The organism is Amycolatopsis coloradensis (assembly GCF_001953865.1).
GTDB lineage: Bacteria > Actinomycetota > Actinomycetes > Mycobacteriales > Pseudonocardiaceae > Amycolatopsis > Amycolatopsis coloradensis.
Map to the genome: position 1 here is coordinate 342,914 of NZ_MQUQ01000002.1, position 18,143 is coordinate 361,056.

The 18,143-nt window shown below is 69.8% G+C and carries 11 protein-coding genes; 6 read left to right on the forward strand and 5 right to left on the reverse strand.

Features of this window, described 5'->3' with window-relative positions; translation table 11 throughout:
- The first annotated feature begins 349 nt into the window (after positions 1–349).
- Genes BS329_RS03505 through BS329_RS03525 form a run of 5 tightly spaced genes read left to right on the forward strand, consistent with a single transcriptional unit; the run spans position 350 to position 9,322 of the window.
- Positions 350–1,315 carry a hypothetical protein gene (locus BS329_RS03505; protein ID WP_076155592.1) on the forward strand — a complete coding sequence of 322 codons (966 nt, stop codon included), beginning with the start codon at positions 350–352 and terminating at the stop codon, positions 1,313–1,315.
- A 54-nt stretch (positions 1,316–1,369) separates the two neighbouring features.
- A complete protein-coding gene (locus tag BS329_RS03510; RefSeq protein WP_076155593.1) occupies positions 1,370–5,191 on the forward strand; it encodes an ALF repeat-containing protein in 3,822 nt (1,273 codons plus the stop codon).
- A 44-nt stretch (positions 5,192–5,235) separates the two neighbouring features.
- The gene (locus tag BS329_RS03515; RefSeq protein ID WP_143252822.1) at positions 5,236–5,748 is read left to right on the forward strand and encodes a hypothetical protein; all 513 of its coding nucleotides are present in this window, start codon (positions 5,236–5,238) and stop codon (positions 5,746–5,748) included.
- Positions 5,733–7,796 carry an AbfB domain-containing protein gene (locus BS329_RS03520; RefSeq protein WP_143252823.1) on the forward strand — a complete coding sequence of 688 codons (2,064 nt, stop codon included), beginning with the start codon at positions 5,733–5,735 and terminating at the stop codon, positions 7,794–7,796. Before BS329_RS03515 ends, BS329_RS03520 begins: the two co-directional genes overlap by 16 nt.
- 14 nt (positions 7,797–7,810) lie before the next feature.
- A complete protein-coding gene (locus BS329_RS03525) occupies positions 7,811–9,322 on the forward strand; it encodes an AbfB domain-containing protein (protein WP_084749344.1) in 1,512 nt (503 codons plus the stop codon).
- Positions 9,323–9,422: 100 nt separating this feature from the next.
- Here BS329_RS03525 and BS329_RS03530 read toward each other — a convergent pair whose 3' ends face one another.
- The 5 genes from BS329_RS03530 to BS329_RS03550 form a co-directional block, all read right to left on the reverse strand.
- The gene (locus tag BS329_RS03530) at positions 9,423–10,703 is read right to left on the reverse strand and encodes a PucR family transcriptional regulator (protein ID WP_076155600.1); all 1,281 of its coding nucleotides are present in this window, start codon (positions 10,701–10,703) and stop codon (positions 9,423–9,425) included.
- Positions 10,704–10,934: 231 nt separating this feature from the next.
- Positions 10,935–11,726, reverse strand: a complete 792-nt coding sequence (locus BS329_RS03535; protein WP_076155601.1) for an arginase family protein — start codon at positions 11,724–11,726, stop codon at positions 10,935–10,937.
- Between the two features lie 91 nt (positions 11,727–11,817).
- The gene (locus BS329_RS03540) at positions 11,818–15,195 is read right to left on the reverse strand and encodes a pyruvate carboxylase (protein ID WP_076155603.1); all 3,378 of its coding nucleotides are present in this window, start codon (positions 15,193–15,195) and stop codon (positions 11,818–11,820) included.
- An 88-nt stretch (positions 15,196–15,283) separates the two neighbouring features.
- A complete protein-coding gene (locus BS329_RS03545; RefSeq protein ID WP_244197008.1) occupies positions 15,284–16,207 on the reverse strand; it encodes a S8 family peptidase in 924 nt (307 codons plus the stop codon).
- Positions 16,208–16,225: 18 nt separating this feature from the next.
- On the reverse strand, positions 16,226–17,410 hold the full coding sequence (locus BS329_RS03550; RefSeq protein WP_076155605.1) for an erythromycin esterase family protein: 1,185 nt from the start codon (positions 17,408–17,410) through the stop codon (positions 16,226–16,228).
- 31 nt (positions 17,411–17,441) lie between these two features.
- Here BS329_RS03550 and BS329_RS03555 point away from each other — a divergent pair, with 31 nt between their 5' ends.
- The gene (locus tag BS329_RS03555; protein WP_076155606.1) at positions 17,442–18,053 is read left to right on the forward strand and encodes a TetR/AcrR family transcriptional regulator; all 612 of its coding nucleotides are present in this window, start codon (positions 17,442–17,444) and stop codon (positions 18,051–18,053) included.
- Positions 18,054–18,143: the final 90 nt, after the last annotated feature.

Consider the following 18,143-nt stretch of genomic DNA (forward strand, 5'->3'; position numbering starts at 1 on the left):
TCATCGCGGCACGCAGACAGGAGCCGGATTCCCCCGAGAACCGCCTCACCGATCTTCGGCTGAGAGCAGCCACGGAACCGGTTCCTCATAAGGTTATCGGCTATTCCCGGCAGACTTCATCCGATCATGACAACTTTCCCGTTCTGAAGACGACCACGGCCGAACGGACGATTGATCACCACATCGCGCGGTGTTACGTTGCTCCTCAGCGGGCCTTCACGGCATGATCGTCCGTCGACTGGGGGGCGGTCGAATGATTCAGCGCAGGACAATTCTGCTCGGTGTCCTCCTCGCCGGTACACCACTGGTCGGGCTTTCGCGTGCCACACCGGCGTTTGCGGAGTCTACAGTGGACACTTCGAATTCTTCCGGAGCGGCGCGGAAACTCGTCCGCCGGATCGCGGGCAGGGATCCGCGGGCGGCGGTGCGCGCGGACGCCTGGGTGGCCTGGGCGGCGGACGACGATGGGATGATCGAAGAATTCCTGGAGAATGGCCTGCCCGCCGCGGAACGCCGCGCCGCGGAGACGAATTCGGTCAATTCAGACTTCTGTCGTCGTATTCTGTCGACCTACACCGCCGAATTCGCCCCCGAAGTCCACGCCGCCGCGCAGCGCGCACTACTGGGCTCGGACACTGATCGCGCCGAGTTCGTCGCGGAAGGGTTCGCCGCGGCCGAAGCGCGTGACCGGCGCGTGCGCGAAGACGACGGCGCCCAGGAGCGAGCCATCGTCGAAGAGGATCGCCGCTACATCAGGGAACTCGGTGCCGCGGACCCCGGCCCGCATGTCCGTGCTGCCGCGGCATGGGCGCTGAGGCCCGGCTCGACCGACGCCGACCTTGTCGAGTTCTTCGCCTACGGCTGGGCCACCGCCGCCAGGCTGGATCTGGAAGCCCATCGTCTCCGCGACGCCGAACAGGAAGCCCGCCGCCAGACGGCCATCCGCCGTCTGATCTCCGACGCTCGTGAAGCCGAACAGGCGGCGCTGGAAGCGGCGGACGAGATCGCGGAACAGGCGAGGGCGACGGCCGCGAACGCGTGGCGCAGGGCGTCGGGGCAGGCAGCGCCTGCCAAGACCGCGTGGACGGACGCCGAGGAGGTCGCTCGGGCACAGGCCGCGAACTGGCGCGCGGTGGCCGAGGCGGCGGCGAACGCGACCGGCCCCAACTGGAAGGCCATCGCCGCGACGGCGGGTGACACCGCCACCGAATGGTCCGCGGAGCAGGACTGGGCCGACGGCCAGACCCGCTTCTGGGCGGACTTGCTCCAGCAGGCACTCGAAGGCGAGACGCGGATGACGTCCCCTCGCGCCTGAACCACCGCACCGATCCGTTCCTCTCCCGCACTCCGACTTTTCCGGAGGTTCCGCATGCTGCGGACGTTCGCGTACCGGACGCTCCTGTTCCTGCTCGTCCTCACCGTCACCGTGGCGGGGACGTCGACCCCAGCCCTCGCCGCGGCGGCCGGGGATCCGCCGCCCACCGGCCGTCCCATCCCGGCGAAGGACTATCCGGGCTGGGACGGCGAAAGCGGGCTCGGCGAGCCCGTCGATCCCCGTTACTGGAAGCTCGTCTCCGACATCGCGCAGTACTCCGAAGAGCCCGAGGTTCGCGAGGCCGCGGAGGCCGCACTGGCGCTCGGCACGGACGACGCGCTCTTCGAGTTCTTCGACGTCGGTGAACCGGACGCGCAGGCACGCGCACAGGCGCGGCGGAACGAGACCGCGAGGGTGAACCGCGAGGCGGTCCTCGACCTGCGGGGCACCGGCGGGCCGGTCTTCAACGCCGAGGTGGAACGAGTCCTCGCCGGTTCGGACTCGGACCGTGCGGCCTTCCTCGACTACGGCAAGACGATCGCCGCCGACCGGGATGAGCGGGCCAGGCAGGCCACGCGAGCCCGGGCCGACGAACTCCGCACCAGGGTGACGGTTCTGGTCCGATCGGCCGGACCCGAGGTGCGGCGTGCCGCCCAGGCCGCGCTCGACGCCGGAGACGCGGCGATCGCGGCCTTCCTCGACGGCGGTTATCTCGAGGCGGCGAAACGGGACGCGGCCGCGAACGAGCAGCACCTGAAGGACCTCGAGGAGCGGGCCAAGGCCGCCGAGCAGGCCAGTGATCTGGCGAAGCGCGCGGCCCGGGCGTCACAGGCGAGACGGAATCTCGTCGTCGCGCACGGCAGGGGCGTCCGTTCCCTGCAGCGGGCGGCCAACGCGATGACGTCGGCGGCGACGGCGGGCCGTCAGGCCGCGCAGATCCTCGCGGCCAACAACGCGAGCGGTAACCACTCCCCCGGATCGTTCAGCCTGGTGAAGCAGGAGGCGACCCGGCAGTTCGACTTCGCGCGGCAGGCCACTAGTGAAGCGCAGTCCGCTTCCGCCGCGGCGACCGCGGAAGCGAACATCCTGGTCGAGACCGGCCTCCCCGATGGCGCCGACTGGGCGAAAATGGCCAAGGGCATGGCTTCCGCGGCCCAAGCCGCGGTGTCGGCGATCGAGACCGTGCGGCACACGATCGACGCGACCATGGCGACCGACGCCGCGATCGGCGATCAAGCCAAGGCCGCGGCCCGCGCCGAAGAGGCCCGGCGCTGGCGTCTGCTCGCCGAGGAGAACGCTCGCGCCGCCGCGTCGCTCTCGTCCGCGGCGAAGGACCAGGTGAAGGCGGCCGAAGATGCCGCCGCCCGGGCGAAGGCGGCCCTCGACGAATCCATCCGGGCGGTCGAGGCCGCGTGGGCGGGCGAATGGCAGACCCAGACCACCCTCGAAACCGCCAAACGCGAACGGGACAAGGCCAAGACGTCCAGACAGACGGCCGAGCTGGAACGGGACAAAGCCGCGGGCTACCGCCGGGAAGCGGACGAGGCGGCCGCCGAGGCACGGGAACAGCGAGGGCATGCGGAAGCCTTCCAGCGAGCCGCCGCCGACGCGCGGCACCGAGCCGAGATCCAAGAAGGAATCGCCCTCGATCGCAGGAGGACCGCCGAAGGAGAAGAGCAGAAGGCGATCGACCGGGCCTGGGCGGCCAAGCGCGACGCCAACACGGCCGAGGCGAGGGCACAGGCGCTGGAAGCCTCCGCCGCGGCCGCGCGCGGCACGGCTCAGGAAGCACCGGCCTGGGCCGCGGCCCAGGAAGCAAGGCGGGCCGCCGACGACGCGGCCAGCGCGGCTGACGCGGCCCAAGGCGCGGCGAACTTGGCAACGGCCGCCGCCGCACGTGCCAGGGAGGCCGCGACCAAGGCGACCTACGCGGCGGCCGCGTCGCGCGCTGCGGCGGACGAAGCGGCCGCACACGCCGCCAACGCCGATCTCGCGGCTTCGCAGACCGAGGCGACTGCCGCGGGCGTGCACGACTCGGCGATGCGGGCGAACGCCGCGGCCGCGACCGCGACCTCGGCCGAGGTACAGGCGGCGGAGAACGCACGGACAGCGGGCGCGCAGGCGGCGGAAGCGGTGGAACGGGCCAGGGTCGCGGCCGTCAGCGCGGTGAACGCACGGAAGAACGCCGACGAGGCCCAAGGCGAAGCCGATTCGGCGGCGACACAGGCAGGTCTGGCGAGCCGGGCCTCGGCGGCCGCCCGGGCTTCGGCCGCGGCGATCACCGATCCGGCGAACACCGCGATCGTCGTGGTCGCCCCGTTCACCGGCACCGATCTGGACGCCGACTTCGTGACCGAGGTGGCCCGGCAGGCCCAGGCTGTCGGGGAGGAACAGTCGCTGGCCGCGGAAGCAAGGGCGGCCGAAGCACAGACCGCGGCCGCTCAGGCACAGCAGGCGGCCGATCAGGCGGACGCCGACGCGAAGGCGGCGTTCCAGGCATCGGCCAACGCCGCGAAGTCGGCCCACGAGACGGCGGTCTCGGCGGCGAGGGCGCAACGCGCGGCCCAGGCGGCGCACAGTTCGGCGAGCAGCGCGCGGACGAACGCCGACATGGCGAATTCCGCCGACTCCCGCGCGCACGCCAACGCCGTCGAGGCCAGGAACGCGGCGAACGAAGCCGCGCAGGACGCGGCGATCGCCGGGTTGGCCGCCGACACGGCGGAAGGACACGCCGTGGCGGCCCGGAGTGCCGCCACCAAGGCCGAAGCGGACGCCGCCGCGGCCAGGGACGCGGCGGCAAAGGCGCGCATCGACGCCGAGGCCGCGGCGGACGCCGCGGAACGCGCCAGGATCCACGCTCAAAACACCTCGGCCGCGGCGGCCAGGGCCCGCGACGCGGCGACGGAGGCACAACGCGCCGCGGAAGAGGCCGAAACGGCCGAACGCCGGCGTGAGGCGGAGCGCAGGCAGACCGAAGCAATGGTGCTCGCGGGCTGCCTGCCAGGGCTGACGGTCGAAGACATCGACGATCTGATGGGCGACGACGAAAGCGCGGCGTCCCTCAATGAGTACCGCGCCGCGCAACAGGGCTGCATGAACGGTGACGACGTCACCAGCTTCCTGTTCGAGGTCGGCGGCGAAGTCCTGCTCGAATTCATCGGGATCCCCGACCTCAAGCGCTGCTTCGGTTCGGGCAACATCGAAGCCTGCCTCTGGACCGTCGTGAACGTCGTCGGCCTGGTACTGCCCTTCATCAAGGGCAAGGCGATCGTCAAGGCCATCGGCGCGGTGGTCGTGAACATCGGCAAGTACCTCGCCAAGGCCGAACTGATCCGCAAGATCGGCGCCAAGGTGCTGAGCGTGCTCGACAAGATCCGCCGGGTCTGCCGGGCGACCAGCAGAGTCGCGCAACGGGCCGGCACCGTCGCCGGTTTCGTCTCCGCTTCGGACAGTTCGACTGCCGCGGAGAGCATGCTCTGCTTCCCCTTGTCGAACACCCTTCCCGAACGGCTGGCGGACGAACTCCTGATCGCCAGGATGCTCAACGTGGCGCCGGTCGCGGTCGGTACGCCCGAGTTCCTGGCGCTGGTCAGGAAACACCGTGAGCTGAAGTGGGCAGTCCTGACCGACGGCAGACTCGTCGTGATCCCGAAATACGTCCAGGGCGAAGAAATCAAGCACACTGTGCTCAGCGGCGGCAATCCCGTCCGTTCGGTTGGCGAGATCACCGTCGACTACAACGGGACGATCCTGATAGCCACCGACTTCAACCTCCACAGCGGGCACTACCGTCCACCGAGGAGCGGTTCGCGTTACCGCGGCTACTACCAGATCGGCAAGAACGCCTTCGAAGCGTTGGGGTACTTCATCTCATGAACGAAAACCAGACGGTTATGCCCACGTTCTCGGAGGTCAGGTGGATGAACTTCGAGGAGCTGACCGACAGGCTGGCGGCCGTCGATCCCACGCGGCTGGCGAAGGCGAATCCGATCGACCTGCTGGAGGCCCCCTGGGCGTTGATCGACGAGGACTTCCGGGGCGGGTTCATCAAGCACTGCCGGGAACTCACCGACGATCGGTTGCGGCACTGCGCGGGGATCGCCGAGACGTTCTTTTCCTGGCTGATGCCCTACGGCGGTTACAGCAGGCGGTCCGCGACAGCGAACAGGTTCCATCTGTCCACGACACTGATCCTCGCCATCGGCCCCAGGACGGACATCGCTCTCCTCGACCCGATACGACTCCTCCACGAGTTCCTGCACGACTCGCCGCCGGTCGAAACGGCACGCGAACTCCTGGCGGGTCCGTCGCCAGGACCTGAAGCCCGCGCGGTCGTCGGACGGCTGAGCCTGCTCAGGCAGCTCAGGCGGATCGACCACCTCTTGCCCCCTTCCGCGGAAAAGGAGCGCTACGAGCAATGGAAAACGCTGTGAGAGCCCGGACCCGGAGATCCGCCGGCGCACGGACGGCCTTCGTCGTCGCGGTCCTCAGCGTGGCCGCCGTCCTGACGGTCCCGGCCGGGATCGCCGAGGCCGCACCGGTGACGGCGGCGGCGGGACAGGCGGTCACGCCGCCGGTCTCCTCCGAATCGGAGAAGCTGCGTGCGGCCCGGACACTCGGGATCGTGCCGACCGACGCGATGATGGCCCTCGGCGAACGCGAGTTCGTGATCGCGCTCTGGCGCGCCTCCACCGGCACCGAAGTGCGCGCGTCGGCGGAACTCGCCTTCGCCGGGACCGTTCTGGCCTGTACCGAGTGGATCAAGAACGGCGTGCTCGCGGCGAACACCAGGGACCAGGAGCAGCGGTTGCGGGACACCGACGCGGCACGGATCGCCAGGGAGGCCAAGGAAGCCGCCGCCCTCGTCCTCGGCATCGCGTCTGATGAGGACCTCTTCGTGTTGAGCGATCGCGACTTCATCCACGTGATCACCCAGCGGGCCACCGGCCCGAAGGTGAAGGCCGCCGCACTGGTGGCCTTCGGCGCGCCCGCACCGGCTCAGAAGGAGTTCATCGCCAACGGGATCCGGGTCGCGCACGCGCGGGATCAGCAGGACACCATCGACGCCGACGCGCAGGCGGATGAGGCGAAACGGATCCGGCTGGCCGCCGAAGCCGCGCGAGGCCGGGCGGTCTCCGTGGTGAAGGTGCCGCCGGCGCCCGCCATCGTGACCCTGCCGGACGACGACGTCCTCCGGGTGATCGCCGACAACGCGCGTCCAGGCAGCCAGGTGGAGACCGCGGCCGTCAAGGCCTTGCGCAGCCGGGACCGGGCGGACTGGAAGCAGTTCATCGACGTCGGTGTCTACGACGCGAACCGGCGCGACATCGACGCCGTCCTCGCACAGAAGGCCCAAGCCGACCGCGCGCTCGTCGAGCAGATCCGGACGGAGGCCGTCCGGGCGGGTATCCAGCCGAGACTCGCCCATGCCGCGGCGAAGGCGCTGGCGGGCGGGGTCGAAGACGTCCTCGCCTTCCTCGACCAGGGCCGGTTCGACGCGTCGACGCAGTCGTTCAGCCGGTCCGCGCTCAACGGGAACATCGCGGGCCAGTACCTGCGGGACACCACCTCCGGCGTGGTGATCAGCCCCGGTGCCGCGGAACCCACGGCGGGTGACGGGATCGACGCCACCTGGCGGATCGTCCCCGGGCTGGCCGACCCGGAATGCCGGTCGCTCGAATCGGTGACCAAGCCCAACCACTACCTGGCGCGCTACTACGACGGGACCAAGACCCAGGTCGGCGTGCGGCCGGCGAGCGGGACCGTCGAGTACGACTGGAACGCCACCTGGTGCGTCGACAACATCCTCCCCGGCGCCGGGGTGACCCTCCACGGTGGCGCGGACTTCCTGACCAGGCAGGCGGACGGCAAGGCCGGGGTGGGGAACGAATTCTACTGGTGGGTCACCGATCCGGAACCCGACTCCACCGAGATCACGGTGAACTGGCTCAACAAGTACCTGCCGGACTACGACCCCTACACCGAACTCATGGTCTCGCCCGTCCGGGAAGAACAGGTCGACGCCGGGGTGCGGTACCGCGATTTCCAGCGCCGGGGAGCGCCGTCGTACTGGGCGTTCCGGTCCTACTGGACCCGGGCGTCCGGCGTGCGCACCCTCACCGTCGGACGCGGGACCGCTTGTCCCGCACCGGAGATCCTCGCGGCCTATCTCCGGCTCGGCGGCCACGCCGCGCTGGGCGTCCCGGCCACCGACGACGCCTGCACCGCGGACAAGCTCGGGCGGTTCGCCCATTTCGCGGGCGGGGCTTCGATCTACTCGATCGACCGGGCGGGCACCCACGTCGTCCGCGGCGCGATCCGGGCGAAGTGGCAGTCGATCGGTTCGGAGAAGTCGGCTCTCGGTTACCCGACCGGTGACGAGACGGCCATTCCCGGCGGACGGCGGAGCACGTTCGAACACGGCCACATCGACTACGACGCGGCCACGCAGGTCGCCACCGTCCATCTCGCGACGAATTGACAGGGGAATCCACCATGGACGAAAGAAGAAGACGCACCGTGGTGCCCGGCCTGATCGGGGCCGCCGTGCTGACACTGCTCACCGGGATCACCCCGGCGATGGCCGAGCCAGCCCCGGCGGCCGTGACGGCCGCGATCACGGCCGATCCGGTCCGTCCCGCCACTCAGGACGACAAGATCCGCGCCGCGCAGGAGATCGGCGTCGTCGCTTCCCCGGAACTGCTCATCCTGACCGACCGAAACTTCGTCTTCGCGCTGTGGCAACGCGCGTCCGGGACCGAAGTCCGGGCATCGGCCGAACTCGCCTACGCGGGCTCGGAAGCGGAATGGACACAGTGGATCAAAACCGGCGTCCGCGAGGCGAACGCCAGGGACCAGGCGCACAAACTGCAAAGCGATGCCGCGGCGAGGGCGGCGCGGGAGAGCAAGGAGCGCGCCGCGCTGGTCAACAAGATCGTCGCCACCCCCGACCTGCTCATCCAGAGTGACAAGGACTTCGTCTTCGTCATGTGGGAGCGGGCGTCGGGACCGCTGCTCAAGGAGGCGGCGCTGGCGGCGTACAACGGTTCGCCCGCCGACCTGAAGGCCTTCATCCTCACCGGGATCTTCACCGCTCGCGAGGCGGACCAGAAAGCGATCGTCGAAGCCGACGAACACGCCGACGCCGAGGAGAAGGCCAGGCGCACCGCGCGGGACGCCCGGATCCGGGCAGCGGCGGTGGTGCGGCTCGACGCCACCGAAGGCCATCTGATCGAACCGGACATCAACTTCGTCATGGACCTGTGGGACAAGGCCAAACCGAACAGCGAGGTCCGTGCCGCGGCGGAACGGGCGCTGCGCAGCCCGAATCCGGCCGACCTGACCGCCTACATCGGCACCGGGATCCATCAGGCGAACCTCAAGGACTGGCTGGCTTGGCTCAAGAAGAAGGGAGACGCCGACCGGCGTCTCGCCTTCGAACTCAGGACGAGGGCGGACCAGAGCCGGGTACATCCGGCGCTGGTGACGGCGGCGACCGCGGCGCTCGCGGGGACCGATGACGACGTCGAACTGTTCCTTCGCCTTGGGCAGTACGAGGACTCCGTGCTGACGCAGTCCCTGCGGTTTTCCGGTGACCGTTATCTGCGCGGATCCGGTGACGCCGTAGTGGCCGCGGGGGTACCCGGCGGCGACGGCGCCGACGCGACATGGCGGGTCGTGCCCGGCAAGGCCGACGTGAACTGCCATTCGTTCGAAGCGGTCCGGTTCCCGGAGCACTATCTGCGCCAGTCCGGGCAGCGAGTGGTCATCGCGCCCTCCGACGGGACCGACCAGTTCCGCTCGGACGCGACCTGGTGCACGAAGGCGGGCACGACCGGGACCACCGCGACACTGGAGTCGTTCAGCCTGCGAGGGAGGTTCCTGCGGCAGTTCCAGAACCAGGTGTGGGCGGCGAACACCAGCGGGCAGCATCCGCACGACACGGCGACCGGGTACGCCACCGACACCGTGTGGCAGGCGAGTGCTCCTCATCCCGTCGCCGGCTGAGGTGACACCGTCCACCGCGTGCCATGAACGGCCCGTTACTCGCGCAATCCGCAAGTGACGGGCCGTTCACGGCATTCGGGGTCTGGCGGCGCCGGAAGGATCAAGACCCGCTCGGAGTCCATTGTGGACTCTTGCGCGGCACCGGAAGCACCTCCGGCAACGCGTAACCCGCTGGAGCCGCCGAAGGAGCGACCCCCGCCCGCAGCGCGAGTTCCATTTCGAACCGTGCCCCCGGGTCACGCAGGTGCTTGCCGAAGGTCGCCTGCAGCTGCCGCATGCGGTACCGCACGGTCTGCGGGTGGACTTGGAGTCGCTCGGCGATGTCGACGACGTTGCCCTGGCTGTCGAGCCAGGCGCGGAGGGTTTCGAGCAGCCGTTCCTGTTGTTTCCCGGTCATCTCGGCGAGCGGGGCGAACAGGCGGTCGCGCAACTGGCAGGTCAGCGCGGAGTCGGCGTTCACGAGCAGGGTCGCGAGGTGTTCTTCGGCGCGGATCACCCGGCGCGCCTGGATGATCCCTCGTTCGGAGAGGTGCAGGGCGTCGCGTGCCCAGCGCAGCGAATCGGCGACGGAGTCCAGCGGACGGCACGGGCCGATCGACAGCCGGTAGTCCGGCAGCGCGGCCTGCAAGGTGGTCAGGCGGGCGCCGGAGATCTCACCGGGGATGAGCAGACGCGGCTCGGCGCAGTCGAGTTCGGCGAGGACGTCGGAATCGACCGTGTTGTGCCGCCGGGGCCTGACGGTGTCGTTGACCGGATGCAGCACGACGGGGGTCGCGCGTTCGGGCACCGTCCAACCGGTCAGTTGCGCGAGTTCCGCGATCGCCTTCGCCGGCGCGGGCGGGGTTTCCAGCACCAGGTGCAGTAGTTTCCGGCGCCAGGTGTCCAACGCGCCCGCCGTGCGCGCCTTCGCTTCGAGGTACCCGTCCAGTGCGACGGACGCGAGTTCGTCCATGAACGCGAGCATGGCGTCGGCGAGTTGCGACATCACCGCGGACGACAGGCCGCTGCGACGGCCGACGCGCATGATGCGCCGCCACGAGACGCGCGCGCCGACGCGATAGGCGGACTGCAAGGTGTCGAGGCTGCGGCCTTCGCGCATCTCGTTCTGCCCGAGCCGATGGTGGACCTCGTGGGACTGTTCCTTCGAGACGGTGGGATCCGCGATCTGGGCGACGAACAGCGTGATCGCGTATTCGACGCCCGCGCGGATCGACTTGCCGTAGGGCCCGTCGAGCGGGCGCGCGTACGCGGGGATGGTCGCCCGGATCTCGTCGACGATCTCGTTGGCGAGACTGCCCAATTCCGGTCTCAGGATGTCGGCGAGTTTGCGCGGCAGCGCGGCCGGAGACGGAGTGTGTTCGATTCCGCGCTCCAACGACATCGCAGCTCCTTTGCTCCGCCCAGCGTCCGCGCACCGCACAATCGTCGTGAGGTGACAACGAACACATCGCGCACTAGCTCGTGAATGTGTCACCTTCCGCAGAAGAAACCGATTTCTTGTCACCATCGTGACAAAATCACCGGTCGTCCCTGAATTTTGATGACAAGTGCCCGGCAAACGCCTCGCGCGATACGTACGAACGGCCGAAGCGAAGCTGTCCGTGACGGAGTGTCACTGCTTCCCGGTGAGCAATTCCCCGAGTGCTTCGAGCACGGGCTCCAGCGCGCGTACCTCGATGCCCGCGCATTCGGTGAGGCCCGCGCCGACGACCTCGAAGCCGCTCAGCCCGCGAAGCATCGCCACCAGACGCTCGATCGTCAAGCCACCGGGCTCCGGGTAGTTCAGGCCGTCGAACTCCGCCGGATCGAGTACGTCGAGGTCGAGATGGACGTAGATCTTGTCCGCCCCGGCCAGGCCGGAAGCGGGATCGGCCTCGAGGACGAGCCCGCGGTCGACCACGGCCCGCTCGGCGTCGTCGAAGGCCCTTGTCCCGGCGAGGACGACGCGTCCGGGTTCGATCGGCGGGTTCGCGGCGAACTCCGGATCGCCCTCGCCGAGCAGCGACCGCAGCACCATGCCGTGGAACGCCCCCGACGGCGACGTCTCCGCGGTGTTCAGATCCGCGTGCGCGTCGAACCAGGCGACCCCGAGGCCAGGCCCGAAGCGGTAGCGCGCGACGCCGATCGGGATCAGCTCGACCCCGCAGTCCCCGCCGATGGTGAGCACCGGCCCGCCCGGCGCCTCCAGCGCGGCGAGCTGCGCCGCCCGGTTGCCGCCGGTGAGGACGGCACGGTTGGCGACACCGTCGACCGCGGGCGAGGTCTCACGGGTCTGGCGAATGTGGTGCACCGGCACGCCCAGGACGTGCCCCGCCAGCTCGGCGAGCGCGACACAACCTTCGGGCAGCCGCGGCGCGCGCTCGGTCAAGGCGCCTTGGAACTGGGGTACGGCGTTGATCAGCACCCGGTCCAGGCTAGCGGCCGCCGCAAGTACATGAAGGCCCCCTTCCTGTACCTAGGCGCAAGGAAGGGGGCCTTCATGTACTTCCGCAGTGCTACTCCAGGACCAGCAGCAGGTCTCCGCCTTCCACCTGCTGGACGGCGTTGATCGCGCGCCGCGACACCTTGCCGCCGGCCGACGCGGTGATCGACGCCTCCATCTTCATCGCCTCGATGGTCGCGACCGTCGCACCCGCCTCGACCACGTCGCCCTCGGACACCTGGAGCGTGACCACGCCCGCGAACGGCGCGGCGATCTGCTTCGGGTCCGACTTGTCGGCCTTCTCCGTCGCCGGGATGTCCGACGCGATCGAGGTGTCGCGGACCTGGATCGGGCGCAGCTGGCCGTTGAGGGTGGACATCACCGTGCGCAGGCCGCGCTCGTCGGCCTCGCCGATGGCCTCCAGCTCGATCAGCAGCCGGACACCCTGTTCCAGGTCGACCGAGTACTCCTCGCCCGGGCGCAGCCCGTAGAAGAAGTCCTTCGACGGCAGCACCGACGTGTCGCCGTACTGCTCGCGGTGCGCTTCGAAGTCCTTCGTGGGCCCGGGGAACAGCAGCCGGTTCAGCGTCTGGCGCCGGTTCCCGGCCAGTCCCTTGCGGTCCTCTTCGGACAGTTCCTGCACCGGCTTCGGCTTCGCCCGGCCTTCGAGAGCCTTGGTGCGGAACGGCTCCGGCCAGCCGCCGGGCGGGTCGCCCAGCTCGCCGCGCAGGAAGCCGATCACCGAGTCGGGGATGTCGAACTTGTTCGGCTCAGCCTCGAAATCCGACGGCGAGACGCCCGCGCCGACGAGGTGCAGCGCCAGGTCACCGACCACTTTGGACGAAGGGGTGACCTTCACCAGATGCCCGAGGATCTTGTCCGCGGCCGCGTACATCGCCTCGATGTCCTCGAACCGCTCGCCGAGACCGAGCGAGATCGCCTGCGTGCGCAGGTTCGAAAGCTGCCCGCCCGGGATCTCATGGTGGTACACCCGGCCGGTCGGCGACGAGAGCCCCGCCTCGAACGGCGCGTAGATCTTGCGCACGCTCTCCCAGTACGGCTCCAGGTCACCGATGGCCTGCAGGTCCAGCCCGGTCGGCCGGTCCGAGTGGTCGGTGGCGGCGACCAGCGCCGACAGCGACGGCTGCGAGGTCGTGCCCGCCATGGACGCGACGGCACCGTCGACGGCGTCCGCACCGGCCTGGATCGCGGCCAGGTAGGTGGCCAGCTGGCCCCCCGCCGTGTCATGCGTGTGGATATGCACCGGGAGGTCGAATTCCTTGCGCAGCGCGGAAACCAGCCGCGCCGCCGCCGGTGCCCGCAGCAGGCCCGCCATGTCCTTGATGGCCAGCACGTGCGCCCCCGCGCCGACGATCTGCTCCGCCAGCTTGAGGTAGTAGTCCAAGGTGTACAGCTTCTCGGCCGGGTCCGAGAGGTCCGAGGTGTAGCAGAGCGCGACCTCGGCGACCGCGGAACCGGTCTCGCGGACGGCCTCGATCGCCGGGCGCATCTGCTCGACGTCGTTGAGCGCGTCGAAGACCCGGAAGATGTCGATCCCGGTCGCCGTCGCCTCCTCGACGAAGGCGTGGGTCACCTCGGTGGGGTACGGCGTGTAGCCCACGGTGTTGCGGCCGCGCAGCAGCATCTGCAAGCAGATGTTCGGCACCGCTTCCCGCAGCTTCGCCAGCCGCTCCCACGGGTCTTCGGCCAGGAACCTCAACGCGACGTCGTAGGTCGCGCCGCCCCAGCATTCCAGCGAGAGCAGCTGCGGCGTGGTCCGCGCGACGACCGGCGCGACGGCGAGCAGATCCTTCGTCCGCACGCGGGTGGCGAGCAGCGACTGGTGCGCGTCACGGAAGGTCGTGTCGGTGACGCCGATGGTCGGCGACTCCCGCAGCCAGCGGGCGAAGCCCTCCGGGCCGAGTTCGGTGAGCTTCTGCTTCGAACCGGGCGCCGGTTCGAGGTCCTTGGGCAGCTTCGGCAGTTTGACCTGCGGGTCGAGGGTGCGCGGACGCTCGCCGTGCGGCTTGTTGACCGTTCTGTCGGCGAGGTAGGTCAGCAGCCTGGTCCCGCGGTCGGCCGAATGGCGCGCGGTGAGCAGATGCGGGCGCTCCTCGATGAACGACGTCGTGACGCGGCCTTCGCGGAAGTCCGGATCGTCGAGGACGGCTTGCAGGAACGGGATGTTCGTGGCCACACCGCGGATCCGGAACTCGGCGACGGCCCGGCGGGCGCGGCCGACGGCGGTCTTGAAGTCGCGGCCGCGGCAGCTGAGCTTCACCAGCAGCGAGTCGAAGTGCGCGCTGATCTCGGTGCCGGCGAACGCCGTCCCGCCGTCGAGGCGGATACCGGAACCGCCGGGCGAGCGGTACGCGCTGATCATCCCGGTGTCCGGGCGGAAACCGTTGGCGGGATCCTCGGTGGTGATGCGGCACTGCAGGGCGGCGCCGCGCAGGTACACCTTGTCCTGCGACAGCCCGAGGTCCTCCAGCGTCTCGCCGGAGGCGATGCGCAGCTGCGACTGGACGAGGTCGACGTCGGTGACCTCCTCGGTCACCGTGTGCTCGACCTGGATCCGCGGGTTCATCTCGATGAAGACGTGGTTGCCGTCCTTGTCGAGCAGGAACTCGACGGTACCGGCGTTGCGATAGCCGATCTGGCGGGCGAACTTCACCGCGTCGGCGCAGATCCGGTCCCGCAGTTCGGACGGCAGGTTCGGCGCCGGGGCCAGCTCGATGACCTTCTGGTGCCGCCGCTGGACCGAGCAGTCGCGTTCGTAGAGGTGGATCACGTTGCCCTCGCCGTCGGCGAGGATCTGGACCTCGATGTGGCGCGGCTCGACGACGGCCTTCTCGATGAACACCGTCGGGTCGCCGAACGCCGACTCGGCCTCGCGCGCGGCGGCCTCGATGGACTCGCGCAGCTGCGCGGGGTCCTGGACGCGGCGCATCCCGCGTCCGCCACCACCGGCGACGGCCTTCACGAAGACCGGGAAGCCGATCTCTTCGGCCGCGGCGATCAGCGCGTCGATGTCGGAGGACGGTTCGGAGGAGCCCAGCACCGGCACCCCGGCCTCGCGTGCGGCCTTGACCGCTCGGGCCTTGTTCCCGGTCAGCTCGAGGATGTCCGCGCTCGGCCCGACGAAGGTGATGCCTTCTTCCTCGCACGCGCGCGCGAGGTCCGGGTTCTCGGAGAGGAAGCCGTAGCCGGGGTAAACGGCGTCCGCGCCCGCCTTCTTGGCGGCCGCGACGATCTCCTCGACCGACAGATAGGCCCGCACCGGGTGACCGGGTTCGCCGATCTCGTAGGCCTCGTCGGCCTTCAGCCGGTGGAGCGAATTGCGGTCTTCGTGCGGGAACACAGCCACCGTGCCCGCGCCGAGCTCGAATCCGGCGCGGAACGCGCGGATGGCGATCTCACCCCGGTTGGCGACCAGTACCTTGCGGAACATGCCGGTCCTTCCCATCTTCGGATCGGTAGGTGAGGCACGTTACCTGTTCGGTCCCGCGGGGCGGGAGTTGTTGCCCAGGTGATGGACGTCATCCCTGCCTGAGTTGCGCGCCCGGGCTCCGGAGCAACCGGTTCGCGGTGCCCGCGTGGACGCCGGTCAGCACATCGGCCGAAGCGGTGTCCACGAGCGCCTTCGCGACGTCCGCCGCCGAGACCGCGGGATGCAGGGCGCGGTACAGCGCGGCCACCCCGGCGACCTGGGCGGCGGCCGACGACGTCCCGCTGAGCACCCGGCCGCCGCTGCCCCCGGCGTTGGGTCCCGGCACGTCCACGCCCGGGGCGAACAGGTCGAGGACCTCGCCGTGGTTCGAGGTGGACCCCACCCGGTCGCCGGCGTCCGCCGAGCCGACGGTGAGCGCTTCTCTCACCCGGCCGGGTGAGAACTGCCCCGCGTCGGTGGCCTCGCCGCCCGCCGGAAGGGCGACCGGGACGACCGCCGCGAGCGCGCGGACGGCGGTGTCGAGCTGGTCGTTGGGCGCGCCGCCGATGCCGAGCACGGCGACCGCGGGCTGCTGTGCGTTCTGCGTCACCCAGTCGATACCCGCGATGATCTTGTCCGTCGACCCGCCGCCCTGCGCGTCGATCACCCGGACCGGGACGATCTGCGCGGCCTTCGCGACGCCGTACGTCCTCGACGCGGCGACCCCGGCCAGGTAGGTGCCATGGCCATTGGCGTCGGAGGTGTCCGTGCCGCCGTTGAGGAAGTCCTTGCCGGGTTTCACCCGGCCGCCGAAGTCCGGATGCGCCGCGTCGACGCCGCTGTCGATCACGTAGACCGTGACGTCCTTGGCGTCGGTCTCGTAGTGATAGAGCTGGTCGAGGCCCGTTCGCTGGTCGATCCGGTCCAGTCCCCAGTTCGGCGGGTTCTGCTGGACTTCCGTCGCGGAGGCGGGCTGCGCCAGGAGTACCAAGAGGGGCAGCGCCGCCATGATCCGTACCAGTCGAATGATCATGCCTCGGGCCTACGCCTGTCAGTCACGAGGGGCAAGTTCAACCACTCGATCGGCTGGGATTGGTCGGAGGTGCCCGCTGACCGTCGATTCCGGGAAACAGACCAGTGCGTCGAAGGCTTCGACGACGTCGACGGCGTTGAACAGGTGCGCGTGACGGATGCTCTGTGGCCCTTCGGTTCCGCGTCGCGCGCGGAGATCCACCAGCCCAGGGCCCTCGGCTTCGACGCTGCCGTCCGCGGGCGCGTCGAGTTCTTGGCGATACACGGTGAAGCCGAGCCGCGCGGCGGGATCCGGTTTGAGGCCGGTGGTCTCGCCCTCGACCGCGGTGAGCGCCAGCGCGAAGTAGTCGTCGCCGAACTCGGCCGCCAGATGTGTCCCGGCCGAGGGCGAGGTGAGTCCGGGGAACGGCGAGAACGGCACGCGCTGCGAGTGTCCGTTGTGGAGCATCACGACGATCTTTGTGTCGTCGCCGTGCAGGCGCCTGATCAGCCGCACGGTTTCGGCCAGATACAGGTCGCGCGAACCGCTCTGCAGGGCCGGAGCCTCGCCGGACATCATCGCGGCCACCTCGGCGAGGTAGGTGTCGAGACGCAGCGCTCCTTGGGCGTGGTGTTCCGCGACGGCCGTGTTCCCGTAGACGGAACGCAACGAGGTGAGGTGCGTCTTGAGCCTGGTGAGCGCCGCGGTCGCCCGGTCCCTCGCGGCCGTGTCGAGGGCGGCGTACTTGGCCGGTGATTCCGCGCTGCTGACCGACGCGTAACCCCCGGTCGCCTCGATCGCCTCGTCCACCAGCCGTTTCGCCGACTCGTCCACAGTGGACAGGTAGGCGCGGACGGCTTCCAGTGACGGCACGGGCGACCCCGCGGAACTCGGCACGTCGAGGCCGAAGTACCGGACGTCGCCGCGTTCGCGAAGCCAGGTCAGCATTTCGTGCGCCTCGGGCGACTCGCCGAGCGAGAAGGTGAAGCCGTCGCGGCCGACGTCGGCGACGTCGCCGGGAGCGCCCTTCAGCCAGTCGTCGACGAGCTTTCCCTCGGCGAAACCGGACTCGAATCCGACCACGCGGAAGCCGTGGTGCTCCACGAGGTGGCGGAGCAAACGATTGCGCAGGTCCCCGAACTCGTGGAGGTGATGGTTGTTCTCGCCGATGGCGACGATCTTGGCGTCCCCGATGAGTTCGGCGATCTTCGCTGGGTCTGACATACTGAGCACACTAACGCAACAGGAGTAGCAATTGGCAACCTCCGGTACCCGGCGCCCGGGCGGGCGGACCGAACGCACGCGGCTGGCCGTCCTGCACGCCACCCTCGACCTGCTGGCCGAACGCGGCTTCAGCGAACTGACCGTGGACGCGGTCGCCGAGCGGTCCGGCGTGCACAAGACGACGGTGTACCGGCGGTGGTCGTCAGCGGACGGCCTCGTCGCCGCCGCGCTGCAAATGGGCGCGGAGGACGACTGGAAGGCGCCCGACACCGGCTCTCTCGAGAACGACCTGTACGAGGTGGCGGCCGAGGTGGTGCGGTACTTCACCGAGCCGGCACTGAAGGAACTGCCGACGGCGTCGGTACTGGCGGCCTTCCAGTCGCCACCGGCGGCCGAGGCACTCCACGAGTTCTATCAGGACCGGCATGTGCGGATGGCGCCGATCACGGAGCGGGCCGTCGCGCGGGGCGAGGTTCCCGCCGGCACGGATGGCGACGAGCTGGTGCGGGCGGTGTGCGGGCCGATGTTCTACCGGCTGTTCCTGTCGCGCGAGGGTGTCACGGTGGCGGACGCCCGGGTGACGGCTCGGGCGGTGGCCCTTGCCGCGCGGGAGGCCGCCTTCGTCCGGGACGCGCGCGATTAGCCGGCTACTTGCGAAGGTGATCGGCCCGGTGTCGGGCCACAGTTGGTGATCTGGGTGTCGCGAAAGCCACTTTCGGGACATCTGATGTCC

Bases quoted from the DNA above. Each gene is read 5' to 3' on its own strand.
- BS329_RS03510 (WP_076155593.1), top strand. From the start codon at position 1,370: ATGCTGCGGACGTTCGCGTACCGGACGCTCCTGTTCCTGCTCGTCCTC.
- BS329_RS03515 (WP_143252822.1), top strand. From the start codon at position 5,236: ATGAACTTCGAGGAGCTGACCGACAGGCTGGCGGCCGTCGATCCCACG.
- BS329_RS03520 (WP_143252823.1), top strand. From the start codon at position 5,733: ATGGAAAACGCTGTGAGAGCCCGGACCCGGAGATCCGCCGGCGCACGG.
- BS329_RS03525 (WP_084749344.1), top strand. From the start codon at position 7,811: ATGGACGAAAGAAGAAGACGCACCGTGGTGCCCGGCCTGATCGGGGCC.
- BS329_RS03530 (WP_076155600.1), bottom strand. From the start codon at position 10,703: ATGTCGTTGGAGCGCGGAATCGAACACACTCCGTCTCCGGCCGCGCTG.
- BS329_RS03540 (WP_076155603.1), bottom strand. From the start codon at position 15,195: ATGTTCCGCAAGGTACTGGTCGCCAACCGGGGTGAGATCGCCATCCGC.
- BS329_RS03545 (WP_244197008.1), bottom strand. From the start codon at position 16,207: ATGATCATTCGACTGGTACGGATCATGGCGGCGCTGCCCCTCTTGGTA.
- BS329_RS03550 (WP_076155605.1), bottom strand. From the start codon at position 17,410: ATGTCAGACCCAGCGAAGATCGCCGAACTCATCGGGGACGCCAAGATC.